General features: G+C 60.8%; 14 protein-coding genes. 8 read left to right on the forward strand and 6 right to left on the reverse strand.

All coding sequences use genetic code 11. The features are described 5' to 3' along the window. The first annotated feature begins 61 nt into the window (after positions 1 to 61). Positions 62 to 244, forward strand: coding sequence for a hypothetical protein (locus ACR3FB_RS09580; protein WP_170373905.1), 183 nt, complete (start codon positions 62 to 64; stop codon positions 242 to 244). A gap of 290 nt (positions 245 to 534) precedes the next feature. Then, positions 535 to 1,515, forward strand: coding sequence for a GlxA family transcriptional regulator (locus ACR3FB_RS09585; protein WP_480564304.1), 981 nt, complete (start codon positions 535 to 537; stop codon positions 1,513 to 1,515). A 100-nt stretch (positions 1,516 to 1,615) separates the two neighbouring features. Here ACR3FB_RS09585 and ACR3FB_RS09590 read toward each other — a convergent pair whose 3' ends face one another. Genes ACR3FB_RS09590 through ACR3FB_RS09600 form a run of 3 tightly spaced genes read right to left on the reverse strand, consistent with a single transcriptional unit; the run spans position 1,616 to position 4,626 of the window. After that, positions 1,616 to 2,662 carry an aldo/keto reductase gene (locus ACR3FB_RS09590; RefSeq protein ID WP_480564301.1) on the reverse strand — a complete coding sequence of 349 codons (1,047 nt, stop codon included), beginning with the start codon at positions 2,660 to 2,662 and terminating at the stop codon, positions 1,616 to 1,618. A 34-nt stretch (positions 2,663 to 2,696) separates the two neighbouring features. Then, the gene (locus ACR3FB_RS09595; RefSeq protein ID WP_480564299.1) at positions 2,697 to 3,155 is read right to left on the reverse strand and encodes a DNA polymerase III subunit chi; all 459 of its coding nucleotides are present in this window, start codon (positions 3,153 to 3,155) and stop codon (positions 2,697 to 2,699) included. A 4-nt stretch (positions 3,156 to 3,159) separates the two neighbouring features. Then, positions 3,160 to 4,626: a leucyl aminopeptidase gene (locus ACR3FB_RS09600; RefSeq protein ID WP_480564296.1), complete on the reverse strand. Its 1,467-nt coding sequence runs from the start codon at positions 4,624 to 4,626 to the stop codon at positions 3,160 to 3,162. A gap of 229 nt (positions 4,627 to 4,855) precedes the next feature. Here ACR3FB_RS09600 and lptG point away from each other — a divergent pair, with 229 nt between their 5' ends. From lptG to rsmA, 5 genes are all read left to right on the forward strand, one after another. Further along, positions 4,856 to 5,956 (forward strand): LPS export ABC transporter permease LptG, encoded by a 1,101-nt coding sequence (gene lptG / locus ACR3FB_RS09605; protein WP_170764542.1) that lies wholly within the window; start codon positions 4,856 to 4,858, stop codon positions 5,954 to 5,956. Then, on the forward strand, positions 5,956 to 8,118 hold the full coding sequence (locus ACR3FB_RS09610) for an LPS-assembly protein LptD (protein WP_480564293.1): 2,163 nt from the start codon (positions 5,956 to 5,958) through the stop codon (positions 8,116 to 8,118). Before lptG ends, ACR3FB_RS09610 begins: the two co-directional genes overlap by 1 nt. After that, positions 8,109 to 9,362 (forward strand): peptidylprolyl isomerase, encoded by a 1,254-nt coding sequence (locus ACR3FB_RS09615; RefSeq protein WP_480564290.1) that lies wholly within the window; start codon positions 8,109 to 8,111, stop codon positions 9,360 to 9,362. Before ACR3FB_RS09610 ends, ACR3FB_RS09615 begins: the two co-directional genes overlap by 10 nt. Beyond that, positions 9,359 to 10,324, forward strand: a complete 966-nt coding sequence (pdxA, locus tag ACR3FB_RS09620; RefSeq protein ID WP_480564287.1) for a 4-hydroxythreonine-4-phosphate dehydrogenase PdxA — start codon at positions 9,359 to 9,361, stop codon at positions 10,322 to 10,324. The genes ACR3FB_RS09615 and pdxA overlap by 4 nt, the downstream gene beginning before the upstream one ends. A gap of 84 nt (positions 10,325 to 10,408) precedes the next feature. After that, on the forward strand, positions 10,409 to 11,251 hold the full coding sequence (rsmA, locus tag ACR3FB_RS09625; protein WP_480564284.1) for a 16S rRNA (adenine(1518)-N(6)/adenine(1519)-N(6))-dimethyltransferase RsmA: 843 nt from the start codon (positions 10,409 to 10,411) through the stop codon (positions 11,249 to 11,251). Between the two features lie 55 nt (positions 11,252 to 11,306). On the opposite strand, the gene ACR3FB_RS09630 is transcribed toward rsmA, so the two are convergent. The 3 genes from ACR3FB_RS09630 to prfA all read right to left on the reverse strand — a co-directional run bounded on the left by ACR3FB_RS09630 (position 11,307) and on the right by prfA (position 14,027). Beyond that, positions 11,307 to 11,888: a DUF4167 domain-containing protein gene (locus ACR3FB_RS09630; RefSeq protein WP_170466528.1), complete on the reverse strand. Its 582-nt coding sequence runs from the start codon at positions 11,886 to 11,888 to the stop codon at positions 11,307 to 11,309. A gap of 241 nt (positions 11,889 to 12,129) precedes the next feature. Further along, positions 12,130 to 12,975: a peptide chain release factor N(5)-glutamine methyltransferase gene (prmC, locus tag ACR3FB_RS09635; protein ID WP_170638534.1), complete on the reverse strand. Its 846-nt coding sequence runs from the start codon at positions 12,973 to 12,975 to the stop codon at positions 12,130 to 12,132. Next, positions 12,972 to 14,027 (reverse strand): peptide chain release factor 1, encoded by a 1,056-nt coding sequence (gene prfA / locus ACR3FB_RS09640; RefSeq protein ID WP_480538233.1) that lies wholly within the window; start codon positions 14,025 to 14,027, stop codon positions 12,972 to 12,974. The genes prmC and prfA overlap by 4 nt, the downstream gene beginning before the upstream one ends. A gap of 63 nt (positions 14,028 to 14,090) precedes the next feature. On the opposite strand from prfA, the gene ACR3FB_RS09645 reads away from it, so the two are divergent. Further along, positions 14,091 to 14,372 carry a hypothetical protein gene (locus tag ACR3FB_RS09645; RefSeq protein ID WP_480564281.1) on the forward strand — a complete coding sequence of 94 codons (282 nt, stop codon included), beginning with the start codon at positions 14,091 to 14,093 and terminating at the stop codon, positions 14,370 to 14,372. Positions 14,373 to 14,377 lie beyond the last annotated feature (5 nt).

Here is a 14,377-nt window from a genome sequence, read left to right on the forward strand (position 1 = left end):
TCCGGTTCCTGTAGTATAGTGACACCGCGAACGCGCAGACACTCTACGGAGGATGATCAGAATGGACGCACTACAAACCGCTCAATATGCACGCGCCCTCTATTCCGCGCACGGCGACCGGGCCGAGGCGGAAGCCGCTCAGAAGATGCGCGAATGTGAGGCCGCGGGAAACACGCAAGAGGCCAAAGATTGGCAAGCCGTCCGCCGCACAATCCGCCAGATCCGAGGCCCGAATCAAGGCTGACGCCCTAGCTCTACGCGCGTGTCGCGCTATCAACAACGACGCACTCCGCCCATCCGGTCAGCGGGCTTTTTCCGCTGGCCGGCAGATCGAAACACAGTGCCCGGCACTGTTTGATGGGCGGGCTCCCAACAATGGAATACCTGCCGTTTTCCGGGCAAAAACGTTTTCCCCAAGTTATACCCAGCTTTGAGTAAAGTTTTCCCCAGGCTTCTCCCCGGATTCCGATTTGCGCAACCGACGCCTCTGGCGCAGCCTTGTGGGAACACTTGTCAGAATGCGAATCGAACTTGATGAAATCCGCAAAAAACATACTGCAACCGGAACATCGCGCCCTGAAAACAGCGCTATTGGTACTGGATGAGTGCAGCACGCTCAGCTTCGCCTCGGCCGTGGATCCGATGCGCGCCGCCAACCGTTTGGCCGATCGTCCGGCCTTTGATTGGGACTACGTGACCCCAACGGACGCGCCAGTCATGCTGACCAGTGCGCTCACCGTTCCCGGCATACCGCTGGCCCGTCTGCAAAGCTGCGACCTGATGATTGTCGTTGCCGGATTTCAAATGGCCCGCCAAGCAACCCCCAGCCTGATCGCGGGATTGCGGCGCATCGCAGCTACGGGTGCCACCATGGCCGGCATAGACGGAGGGCCTTGGCTGCTGGCCGAGGCTGGTCTGCTAGATGGTCACACCGCAACCACCCATTGGGACGATCTTGACAGTTTCGCGAGCCGCTTTCCAAAGGTCGATGTTCAGGCAAACCGTTTCGCAATCTCCGAAAACCGTCTGACCTCGGGCGGCGCGATCCCCGCGGTCGAGATGATGCTGCACATCATCTCCGCGCGCCATGGTGCTGGTTTTGCCGCACGTGTCTCGAACCAGTTCCTGTACGAAGGCGCTCCGGCCCAAACCAGAACAGACACGCCCAAAGCGAACCACCACTCAGCGCTGACGTCCAAAGCGAATAGCCTGATGGAGGCCGCGCTCGACGATCCGCTGCCACTAGCCCATATCGCCGACAGATTGGGCACCAGCCCCCGCACCCTGCAACAGCAATTCCGCCTGCGCCTGAACACCACGCCGCAGGACCACTACCTGCAACTGCGCATGGCCGAGGCCCGCCGTTTGGTTACCGATACCGACATGTCGCTGATGGACGTGGCTCAGGCCACCGGGTTCACCTCGCAATCCAGCTTCGCCCGCGCCTTCCGCACGGCCCACGGTTTGTCGGCCCGTGACCTCAGACAAGATAGTGCCCACCCCACCCATCACTGACCGGATCCACTCCAACTGGCCAAAAATATCCCGGGGGAGGCGCGGCACGCGCGGCGGGGGCAGCGCCCCCTGGATCGCTTCAGGATAAACCCGAAACGCCTTAATACGGCATCGGATGCGCTTTGTGCGCCGCATCGATCTCGGCCAGAACCTCATCGGACAAGCGCAGATCGGCGCCAGACAGGATATGCTCCAACTGCGTCACTGTCGTCGCGCCAAAGATGGCTGACATCATGAACGGACGGGTCCGGCACCACGCCAGCGCCATCAATGTCGGGTCCAGCCCATGCCGCGCGGCAATCTGCAAATAGACGTCAACGGCATCAAAAACCCGCTCGGACTTGCGCCCCCCCAGCTCCGGCGTCAGTGACATGCGCGAGGCTTCGGGAATGGCCCCGCCCTGGTATTTGCCGGTCAGCAACCCAGTTCCCAAAGGCGAGAACGCCATCAGGCCCACGTCTTCATGAACGCTCAACTCGGCCATGTCCGTATCAAACAGCCGGCACAGCAGCGAGTATTCGTTCTGAACCGACGCCACCCGAGGCGCGCCCATCTGCTCGGACAAGCGCAGCCATTGCGCCGTCCCCCAGGCACTTTCATTGGACAATCCAAAGGCCCGGATATTGCCCTTGTCGACCTGAACCTGAAGCGCCTCCAGACACTCCTGCATGTTCTCCAGCACTTCATCGGTGTTGTGCCCCTTGGGCGAGAACGTCCAGTTCTGCCGGAACATATAGCTGCCCCGATTGGGCCAGTGAAACTGGTAGAGGTCGATATAGTCGGTCTTCAAACGCTTCAGTGAGCCCTCGATGGCCTCGGGGATTGTCTGAGCGGTGATCGGCGCACCATCGCGGACAAAGCGAAGCCCCTCACCGGAATGCTTGGTGGCCAGAACATAATCCCCCCGGCGCGCAGCATTGGCTGCATTCCAGTTGCCAAGGATTTCCTCGGTCCGGCCAATCGTCTCTTTGGCGACCGGATTGACCGGGTACATCTCGGCGGCATCGACAAAATTGATCCCGGCTGCCAGCGCCACGTCCATCTGCGAATTCGCGTCGGCTTCCGAGGTTTGCGATCCGAATGTCATCGTCCCAAGACACAGATCAGACACCATGATCCCGGTGCGGCCCAAAGGCTTCATTTCCATTTGTCGCTCTCCTGATTTCCGCAACAGCCGCGCGCTAGGCTTCGGCTTTCTTTTCCCAACGGCCCGATTCCTCGGACCAATATTGCGCTGAACACCCCGCGCTGGTCAGCGCTTTCCACTGGCCGCGCGCATGTTGAACAGCCTCCATGTCATTGCCGTCGAACAGAATGCAAACTCGGTCCAGCGCGGCGACCTCATCCGGGTCAACCGCCGCCCCGTCCACCGCCATTACGCAGCTGGCATCATTTGCGACCTGCATGTCCGACGTCAACAGGATCGGTTGCATCGCATCATGCGCCCCACCAGCCCGTCCATGCGGCAAGAACCCGTCCTCGGGTCCCAACCAGAGTTTTTCATCCAACCAGTCCAGCCGGGCGGGATCAGTGCCCCGCACGGCGATCTTCCACCCGGCCTGACGCGCCTTGTCCAGCAGGACTGGCAAAGTATGCTCCAGCGGCTGACGGGTCAGGTGATAGAAATAGACGGCCCCCATGGGTTTACTCGAAATTGTCCTGCACAAAGCGGCTCAGCGCGCGCACACCCCAGCCTGTTGCGCCTTTGGGGGCATAGGATGTCTCAGCCGCGACCGAGGCAACACCGGCGATGTCGAGGTGAATCCAAGGCGTTTCTTCTTTCACGAAGCGTTGCAGGAACTGCGCCGCGGTGATCGAGCCTGCAGGCCGTCCGCCCACGTTCTTCATATCGGCGATGCGCGATTTCAGCTGCTTGTCATAGGCCGCGCCCAAAGGTAGCCGCCATGCGCCTTCGTCCTCGGCCTTAGCCGATTTCAGGAAGGCATCACAGAAGGTATCGTTGTTCGAGAAGACACCCGCATTCTCATGGCCAAGTCCAATGATGACCGCCCCGGTCAGGGTCGCCAGATCGATCATACCGACCGGAGAGAACCTCTCCTGCGCGTACCACATCACGTCGCACAGAACCAAACGGCCCTCGGCGTCTGTGTTGATGATCTCGACCGTATCGCCCTTCATTGATTTCACAACGTCGCCCGGACGGGTCGCATTGCCCGAGGGCATGTTCTCGACCAGCCCCACAAGACCGACCACATTGGCCTTGGCCTTGCGCTTGGCCAGCGCCCGCATGGTGCCGGCCACAACCCCCGCGCCGCCCATGTCCATGGTCATGTCTTCCATGCCACCCGCCGGTTTCAGCGAGATCCCCCCGGTGTCGAACACAACGCCCTTGCCGACCAGAGCCAGCGGCGCATCATCCTTGTCGCCCCCGTTCCACTGCATCACCACAACTTTCGACGGGCTGACTGAGCCCTGCCCCACGCTCAGCAGCGTGCGCATGCCCAATTCGGCCAGCTTGTCTTCCTCCAGCACCTCGACCTCGAGGCCCAGCGATTTCATCTCGTCCAGACGGTCGGCAAATTCGGTGGTGTTCAGGATGTTCGCAGGCTCATTCGTCAGGTCGCGGGTCATCCGCACCCCATCGGCAACCGCATACATCGGGGCGAAACCCGCTTCGGCTTCGTCATGCTTGCTGTGGCTGATCGTGACCGAACCTTCCGCATCACTATCTTTGGTCTTGTGGACGTCGAAATCGTAGCTGCGCAAAGCGATACCCATCGCCAGATCTTCCACGCGCACCTGATTGCCCGCCATCACCAACAGGTCTTTGCCACCGGCCAGTTTTGCCAATGCCGCGCCCGCTTTGCGCGCCTCATCCGCTTCGGGGCGGCGCGGCAGGACCACGATGTCCAATGCTTGCGCGGCCATACCAACCGGCCACGCCAGCGAGATCACATCCCCGGTTTTCACCTTTTCGAACCGATCGCTTTCCACCACCCGAGCAACCGCTCCACGGGTCAGTTTGTTGGCACGTCGCACGGCGGGGCTCATCTTGCCATCGGCGGGAACGATGATTGCCACGCGCCCTTCCGCCTGCGCCATGGCATCCACGTCAAAAGCCTCAAAACGGATTGGTACCAGACTGCTCATAGCAAACTCCTCAAAATCTGTTCCCCAAGACCTAGCCCGCGCTGCGCGGCTTGACCAGATAGCAGTTTTCCCCGCCCGCCATTTGCATTAAGGTTCTGCAAAAATAAACGGCAGGCTCGGGGGAGATCTAAGTGGCACCAAACGGCAGGCATTCGCTGTCGCGCAAGATGACATGCAATGGCGATCCGGGCGTGAACCCCTGCGTTTCAAGCCCTGCGAGGGTCTTTCCGTGATCCTTGACCGCTACTTCGCGCGCCGCTTTCTTCAAAGCTTTATGGTCATCGGCGGCATCTTTCTGACCCTGATGATTCTGATCGACCTGATCGAACAGCTGCGCCGCTTTGACGATTACGACTTGTCCGTGGGCCAACTACTGGGTCTGACGCTGCTGAACACCCCCGCCGCGATCAGCGAGATGCTGCCCCTGCTGATTATCCTGTCCACCATCGCGCTGTTTGTTGGGCTGGCGCGCACCTCAGAACTGGTGGTGACCCGCGCCACCGGTCGCTCCGGCCTGCGGGCGCTTGTGGCCCCGGTCACCCTGGCCCTGATGATTGGCATTCTGGCCGTTGCTTTGCTGAACCCGATCGCCGCCGCGACCTCGGAAGAGTTTGAGCGTCTATCGGATGCCTATCGCGACGATGGCAGCTCTGCCCTATCGATCAGCCGGGAGGGGCTATGGCTGCGTCAAAGCTCGGACAATGGCCAATCCGTGATCCATGCCAGGGGTACATCGAACGGGGATACTCTGGGTCTTGACGATGTGACCATCATCACCTTTTCGGGCGGCGGAAAGCCAAACCAGCAGATCGTGGCCGAACGCGCGGAGCTAACCAACGGAACCTGGGTTTTGACCGACGCCAAACTCTGGCCGCTGCGGGACGACCTCAACCCTGAAACAAACGCTGTTTCGCATGAACGTCTTGAGCTGCCGACCACACTAACGCGGGAACGCATTCTGGACACGCTGGGTAAGCAGGACTCGGTCTCGGTCTATGATCTGCCCAAGCTGATCCGCGATCTGGGTGAGGCCGGGTTTTCGACCAAGCAATATGAGGTCTGGCTGCATGTCCAACTTGCCCGGCCCCTGTTTCTGGTTGCCATGGTCCTGATCGGAGCGGCCTTCACCATGCGCCATGTGCGCTTTGGTGGAACCGGTGTAGCGGTGCTGACGGCTGTTCTGTTGGGCTTTGCGATCTATTTCGTGCGCAACTTCGCGCAGATTCTTGGCGAAAACGGTCAGCTTCCGATCTATGTCGCTGCTTGGGCACCACCCTTTGCGGCGATCCTGCTATCGCTTGGCCTGTTACTGCACGCGGAGGACGGCTGATGCGGCGTTTTCTACCGTTTGCAGCGACCAGCATGCTGGCCCTGACCCTGCCCCTTGGCCTGGCCGCGCAGAATCTGTCCGATCCAGCCGTCACCCAAAGCCCGGCCCAAGAGGAAGAACCGGCGCTGCTTGTGGCCGACAGGATCTTTATCACGCCCGAACGCAAGCTGGTGGCCGAAGGCAATGTCGAGGCGTTTCAGGGCAACGTCAAACTCAGCGCCAATCGCATCGTCTATGACCGCGAAACCGGAGAGCTAACACTGGATGGCCCCGTCCGCATTGATCAGGGTGGGCAGACGACTGTACTGGCGGAGTCGGCGCAGCTGGACAACGGGCTTCAGAATGGCCTGCTGGTGGGCGCGCGGATGGTGTTCGAGCAGCAGGTGCAAATCGCATCCGTTCAGGCCCGCCGCGCCGGAGGGCGCTTTACGCAATTCAGCAAGATCGCCGCAACCTCGTGCCATGTCTGCACCGATGGCCGTCCGCCTCTGTGGCAGATCCGGGCGCGCAAGGTCACGCATGACTCGTTAGAGCGGCAGCTTTACTTTGAAGGAGCGCAGCTGCGGGTACTGGACGTTCCCGTTTTCTACTTCCCCTATCTGCGCCTGCCCGACCCGACGCTGGAGCGTGCGACCGGTTTTCTGGTGCCGTCGATTCGCACCACCTCTCAGCTTGGAACCGGGGTGCAGGTGCCGTATTTCTTCAAAATCGGCGACCACAAGGACCTGACCCTTACGCCCTATCTCTCGTCCAAAACCACGACGCTTGGCTATCGCTATCGACAGGCTTTCGTGAATGGCCGGATCGAGATCAACGGCGCGCAGACCCGGGACGACATTCAACCGGATCAGGATCGCGGTTATCTGTTCGCCGAAGGCTGGTTCGACTTTAAAAATGACTATCGCTTTACCTTCGATCTGCAGACGACCTCGGATGATTCCTATCTGGCCGACTACGGTCTGCCCGATTTGGACCGCCTCCGCAGCGAAGTTGCGCTGGAACGGATCAAGCGCGACACGGCGTTCCGGACCAGCTTTATTCACTACAAAACGCTGCGTGACAGCGAAGATCAGGATGAAATCCCCTCGCGCATTTTCGATCTGAACTTCCAAAAGCGCTATTTCCCAACCTCCGTCGGCGGAGAGGTTCGGGTAAACGTCATCGCCCACGCGCATGAGCGCACCAGCGATGAGGACGTGGTCGGACGCGACGTGGCGCGCACAACCTTTGACGCAGAATGGCTGCGCAGCTGGACCTTTGCCACCGGATTGCGGGCAAATGCGTTGTTCGGTGCCTCCATTGACGCGTTCAACGTCCGCCACGACAGCAATTTCCCCACGCAAGAAACCCGGACGACCCCTCGGGCCGCTCTGACGTTGAGCTATCCGATGACACGCCGCGAAAAATCCGGGGCGACGCAGTTTCTGGAACCCATCGTTCAGTTCGGATGGACCAATGTTTCCGACAATGACGTGCCGATCGACGAAAGCACGTTTCAGGAATTCGACGAGGGCAACCTACTGTCTCTGTCGCGCTTTCCGGCCGAGGATCGCCGCGAGGACGGCGCAACCGCCGCTGTCGGCGTCAACTGGGCGCGCTATGGTCGCGGAGGCTGGCAGGCGCTTGCCTCGGTGGGCCAAGTCTTTCGTGCGGATGCCGATCCGGATTTCACTCTGACTTCGGGACTGCAGGGCACATCGTCCGATATCCTGCTGGCCGGTCAGCTCAAAACCGCCAATGGCTGGTCTTTGGCCGGGCGCGGAATTCTCAACGGTGACCTGAGTTTTGCCAAGGCCGAGCTGCGTGGAGAGTGGGCGAAAGAAGGTTCAGCCTTCACCGGCAGCTATATCTGGCTGGAACCCGACCCGGCTGAAAACATCGAAGAGGCGGTCTCTGAGATCTGGCTGCGCGGGCGCTATCAGGTTGACCAGAACTGGCTGACCCGGGCCGAGGCCCGCTACGACCTGAACGAATCCGAACCCATTCGCCTGGGCCTCGGTGTGACCTACCAGAATGAATGCGTTCGGGTTAACATGTCCGTAAGGCGGCGCTTTACTTCAACATCAACTATTGAGCCTTCGACCGAATTCGGCTTTACCGTATCGTTGACAGGATACGCCCTCGAAGGCGCTGGTAACACTTACAAGAGAACATGCAGTTGATATCAACTTTCTCACGGTTTCTTCGTTCCGCTTCGATCCGGCTGGTGCTTCCGGCCCTGGCCGTTACGACTCTTACCTTCACCGCGCCACATACGTTTGCGCAAAGCCTGTTTTCGCCAGCGATCCGGGTCAATCAGGACGTGGTCACTTGGTACGAACTGGAGCAACGGCAGCAATTCGTGAACGCGCTTGGCATCGCTGGCGGGTCCGAGGCCGAAGTTCGACAGGCTCTGATCGACGAGCGCCTGCGCAAACAAGCTATGCGAGAAGCCGGGATCGAGGTCCCGCCCGAGGCGATTCAGGCAGGGGTCGACGAATTCGCAGCCCGTGGGCGCCTCAGTACGGAACAGTTCCTGCAACTGCTGGCCAACGAAGGCGTGGACCCGGAAACCGTTCGCGATTTCGTCGCTGACCAGCTGACATGGCGCAACTATGTCAGCGCCCGTTTTCTATCTCAGGCCACCCCCTCCGAGGAAGAAATCAACCGAGCGCTCGGTCAAGGCGGCGGCGGTGGACTTCAGGTGCTACTGTCGGAGATCATCATTCCAGTGAACCAACAAACCCTCGCCCAGACCGAGCTTTTGGCCGAAGAAATCGCCAATCTCGAAGGGTTTGAGGCATTTTCTGCAGCGGCAGCCCAATACTCGGCCGCAGAAACCCGCAATAATGGAGGTCGCCTTGACTGGTTGAACCTATCTGGTTTGCCCCCGGCGCTGCAACCCGTGGTTCTGGGCTTGAAGGATGGCGAGATCACTAGACCTATCGGCCTCCCAAACGCCATAGCTCTTTTCCAGATGCGCGGTTTGCGTGAAGTTGCAGCGGGCACACCGTCATATTCCGAGATTGACTACGCTATCTATTACATGGCCGGTGGCCGCAGTGCTGAGACCCTGGCCGCTGCAGCAAAACTGCGCGAAGAGATCGACACATGCGATGACCTATATGGCATCGCAAAGGAACAACCTGGCGAAGTACTCAACCGTGTCGTCGCCGCCCCCTCCGAGATTCCACGCGACATAGCGATCGAACTGGCCAAACTGGATCCGAACGAAGTCTCGACCGCGCTTACAAGCAACAATGGCCAAACGCTGATGTTCCTGATGCTGTGCAACCGCACCCGTGATCTGGGTGAGAACACCTCGCGCGCCGATGTGGCCAACGCGCTGACACAACAGCGTTTGCAGGCCCTTGCGGACAGCCTGCTGGAACAATTGCGCGCCGACGCCAGCATCATCGAGCAATGAGCGCACCCATCGCGCTCAGCTGCGGCGATCCGGCGGGCATAGGCCCCGAGATCGCCGCCAAAGCATGGGTGGAATTGCGCAACGCCTGTCCCTTTTTCTACATCGGCGACGTCGCGCACCTGCCATCAGACACACAGGCCCAGCTGATCAGCGACCCGGTCGAGGCCATCTCGGTTTCCCAAACCGCCCTACCGGTTTTGCAGCTGAACTTCCCAGCCCCCAACACGCCCGGCCAACCCGACCCGGCCAACGCGCCATCGGTCATTGATGCCATCGAACAGGGCGTTTCCCTTGTGCAATCCGGCGCGGCGTCGGCCCTGTGTACGGCCCCGATCCACAAAAAGGCGCTCATCGACGGAGCAGGTTTTTCTTACCCCGGCCATACCGAATTTCTGGCAGCGCTAGCGGGCCGCGAACGGGTGGTGATGATGCTGGCCAGCGATCAACTGCGCGTCGTGCCCGCGACCATTCACATCCCCCTCTCCCGTGTCCCGCAAGAGCTGACCCCGGCCCTGCTGCACGACTCGATCGAGATCACCGCCACCGGCCTGCGGACCCAGTTCGGCATAGAGACCCCGCGCATCGCCGTGGCTGGCCTGAACCCCCATGCGGGCGAAGGCGGCAAGATGGGAACCGAAGAACTGGACTGGATCGCCCCGATGCTAGCGAACCTACAGCCCGAGGGCTACAGCGTGACCGGCCCACATCCCGCCGACACTATGTTCCACGCTGCCGCGCGCAGCCGCTATGATGCAGCAATCGCGATGTATCACGATCAGGCCCTGATCCCGATTAAAACGCTGGATTTTGACCGGGGCGTAAATGTCACCCTGGGCTTACCTTTCATCCGCACCTCGCCCGATCACGGCACTGCTCTGGACATCGCAGGGCAAGGCATCGCCAACCCAACCAGCCTGATCGAAGCACTGAAACTCGCGCAGAAGATGGCACAAAGCGCTTGATCCTTCACCTGGCTGGAAATATCCCCGCCGGAGGCAAAAAATCACTGGCGCTAACCACCCCAAACGCGTCACGGTAACCGGATCATGAGCGCTATCGACACCCTCCCTCCGCTGCGCGAAGTCATCGCGACCCACCAGCTGTCCGCCCGCAAATCGCTGGGCCAGAACTTTCTGCTGGACCTGAACCTGACCGCCAAGATCGCGCGCCAGGCTGGAGACCTCAGCACCTGTGACGTTCTGGAAATCGGCCCCGGCCCCGGAGGGCTGACCCGTGGGCTGCTATCTGAGGGCGCGCGCAGGGTCGTAGCGGTGGAAAAAGACACCCGCTGTATCGCCGCTCTGAACGACATCGCCGCCGCCTATCCCGGCCAGTTGGAGGTGATCAACGGCGACGCGCTGGAAATAAACCCGCTGGAACACCTGACCCCGCCCATCCGCGTCGCGGCCAACCTGCCCTACAATGTCGGCACCGAGCTGCTGGTGCGCTGGCTGACACCGCCGGAATGGCCGCCCTTCTGGCAAAGCCTGACGCTCATGTTTCAGCGCGAAGTGGCCGAACGCATCGTCGCTCAACCCGGAAGCAAAGCCTATGGTCGCCTTGCGATTCTGGCTCAATGGCGGGCCGAGGCACGCATCGCCATGTCCCTGCCCCCCGGAGCGTTCACCCCGCCGCCCAAAGTCTCCAGCGCGGTGGTTCACCTGACCGCCCTGCCCGAGCCGCGCTATCCCGCCGACGCCAGCACACTGTCCCGCGTCGTGGCCGCCGCCTTCAATCAACGCCGCAAAATGCTGCGCGCTTCCTTGAAAGGCGTGGCGCCCGATATCGAGGACCGCCTGATCGCAGCCGGCATCAATCCTACCGAGCGGGCCGAGCAGGTCCCGCTTGAGGCCTTTTGCGCCCTCGCGCGCGAAATCAAAAAAACCTAAGCGCAACAAAAAAGCCCCGGATCAAACCGGGGCTTACTTCGTATCCGTGCAGGGCTTACTCAGCCGCTTCGGGCGCGTCCCCGTCGGTTTTTGGCGCTTCCTCAGCCGCAGGTGCAGCTTTGGGCTTGCGAGGCGCGCGCGGTTTACGCGGCGGCTTTTCCTTCTTCTCAGGGGCCTGAGCACCTTTGTCTTTGCTCTCAGGGGTCTCAACCAACCCGCTTTCCGGCGCAGGCTCGGGCGCGCTGAAATCCATTACATCAGGCTGGGGCGCCTCGGCCGGGTCGGCCTGACGGGCGGCTTCACGCTCCTGACGTTCGGCGCGTTCACGGTCGCGCTCGGCCTGACGTTCGCGGTTCTGGCGCTCCTGCTCTTCGCGGCGCGCTTCAATCTCGCGCTGCGCCTCGCTCAGCATCCGCAGATAGTGTTCGGCATGCTGCTGAAAGTTCTCAGCCGCGACACGGTCGTTGGACAGCTGTGCGTCGCGCGCAAGCTGGTTGTATTTGTCAATGATCTGCTGCGGTGTGCCACGCACCTTACCCTCGGGGCCCGAGCTGTCGAACACACGGTTGACGACGTTGCCGCCAGAAGGACGATTGCGGTTATTTTTGGCCCGCGAGCGGGATTTGGAAGATCTCATCTTACTTTACGTCAGCCTTATCAATTCGCTGCCGATCAACCCGTACCTTACGCTGCTCAGAGGCCTGTCCCGTAACGTGTCATCGGCTTTTTTGGGCTTGGCGTCAGGGGCGCGCTGAAGCAGCGTCAACCTCTCCGACCATTCCTGAGTAAACATGTCCTGCCGCCTCAGACAAGAGGTTTCTGGGATATTTCGCAGCTTTTTTACAAAGACCGGCGCTTTTCGGCCTCTAACGCTGCGTTCAACCCGGGATTCTGCCCAAAACAACACGGTCTCGCCCGTCCAGATCGGGGATGACGCGGATATCCGACAAGCCAGCGGCATCGAACAAAGCCGACACGTCCTTGGCCTGTGTCGGTCCGATTTCTACCAGCAAGCGCCCGCCCGCCATCAAGAAATCAGGTGCACCCGCCGCGATCCGGCGATAGGCGTCCAGCCCGTCCCCTTCATCGGTCAAAGCCATGCGAGGTTCATGCTCGCGCACTTCGGGCGACAGGTCCTGCATTTCTGACAGCGCGATATAGGGCGGGTTCGAGACGATGAGATCAAACTGCCCTTCAATCCGCTCGAACCAATCCGAGCGCAAAATCTCGGCCCGGTCCTGTACGTTATGCTGAACCGCGTTGGCGCTGGCCTGTAAACAGGCCGCTTCGCTCAGATCTGCACCCAGGCCCGTAGCACTGGCGCGTTCGGCCAGCAGCGTCACCAGGATGCAGCCCGAGCCAACCCCAAGGTCCAGAACATGGTCAAACGGTTCGCTCAGCGCGGCTTCGATCAGCGTTTCGGTTTCCGGGCGCGGGTCCAGCACATCGCGGCTGACGCGGAAATTGCGACCGTAGAACTCCCGTTCTCCCAGCAGATGCGACACAGGCACCCGGATCGCGCGCAGCGATACCAGTTGCTCATAGCGTTCGGCGATGTCAGGCGACAATTCCTCGGGCGCGATCAGAGTGACGCGGCTGGCCTCAATTCGGGCCGCATGCGCCAAAAGGACCCGCGCGTCGCGGGCCGGGTCATCGACACCAGCAGCACGCAGGCGGGCTGTTGCGGCAGCCATCGCCTTGGCGGCGGTCAGGGCCGCTATCATTGCGCCATCTCGGCCAGTAACCGGGCTTGATCATCCGCAGTCAGGGCATCGATCACCTCGTCCAGATCGCCCTGCATAACCTGATCCAGTTTGTAGAGCGTCAGGTTGATGCGATGATCCGTCATGCGACCTTGCGGGAAGTTATAGGTCCGGATCCGCTCGGACCGATCACCCGAGCCGACCTGACTGGCCCGATCCGCCGAGCGTTCGCTGTCGATCCGCTGCCGTTCCAGATCATAGAGGCGAGTTTTCAGCACCTGCATTGCGATCTCGCGGTTGCGGTGCTGCGATTTCTCGGAGCTGGTCACCACGAGACCGGTCGGCAAGTGGGTAATCCGCACCGCCGAGTCGGTGGTGTTCACGTGCTGCCCCCCGGCTCCGGACGACCGCATCGTATCAATGCGAATGTCATTGGCGTCGATCTGGATGTCGACATCCTCGGCCTCGGGCAGAACCGCAACCGTCGCCGCCGAGGTATGAATACGCCCACCGCTTTCGGTTTCGGGCACGCGTTGCACCCGATGCACGCCGGATTCGTATTTCATCCGCGCAAACACGTTGTCGCCTTTGATATGGGCCACAACCTCTTTGATGCCGCCAAGGTCCGAGGCCTGTTCTTCGATGATCTCGAACCGCCATCCTCGCGCCTCGGCATAGCGTTGATACATGCGCAGCAGGTCCCCGGCGAACAACGCCGCCTCATCCCCGCCGGTACCGGGACGGATTTCAAGCATGGCCGGTCGCGCATCCGCTGCGTCCTTGGGCAGCAGCGCCAGTTGCAGCGCATGTTCGGCCTCGGGAATACGGGACTGAAGCTGGGGGATTTCCTCTTCAGCAAGTTCCTTCATATCCGGGTCCGCCAGCATCACCTCGGCCTCAGCCAAATCCGAGACCAGCTGACGCCAGGACAGGATTTGATCGACCACCGGTTTGAGGTCGGAATACTCTTTGGCCAAAGTCGCGATATCCCCGCCCGAGGCGCCGTCGGCCATGGCGGCTTCGAGGTATTGGAATCGCTGGGTTATCTGCTCAAGGCGTTCTTCGGGGATCATCCGGCGGGTGTCTCTCAATCTGGGGCTTTGGTCAAGGGCCAGCCTTGTGCTAAGCTTTCGATCATGAAGGGGTTGGTTTTCATTTTTTCGCTGCTCGCACTACCCGCCATGGCCGACTATGTCGGGCCGGATGGAAAGGTTCGCGATTGCTATTGCACCGACAAATCAGGCTCGCGGATCGAGTTGGGGCAAATGATCTGCCTGCAGGTTGATGGCCGGATTTTCACCGCGCAATGCCAGATGTCGTTGAATGTGCCGATGTGGCGCGAGGTGCAGGAAGGATGCCTGTCCTCGGATTTGGACTGGCCCGATCTGGATCAGCCCCTCAAGACATCCGCGTCCTAAACGCC

The sequence above is a fragment of the Ruegeria sp. AO1 genome, from assembly GCF_056535985.1.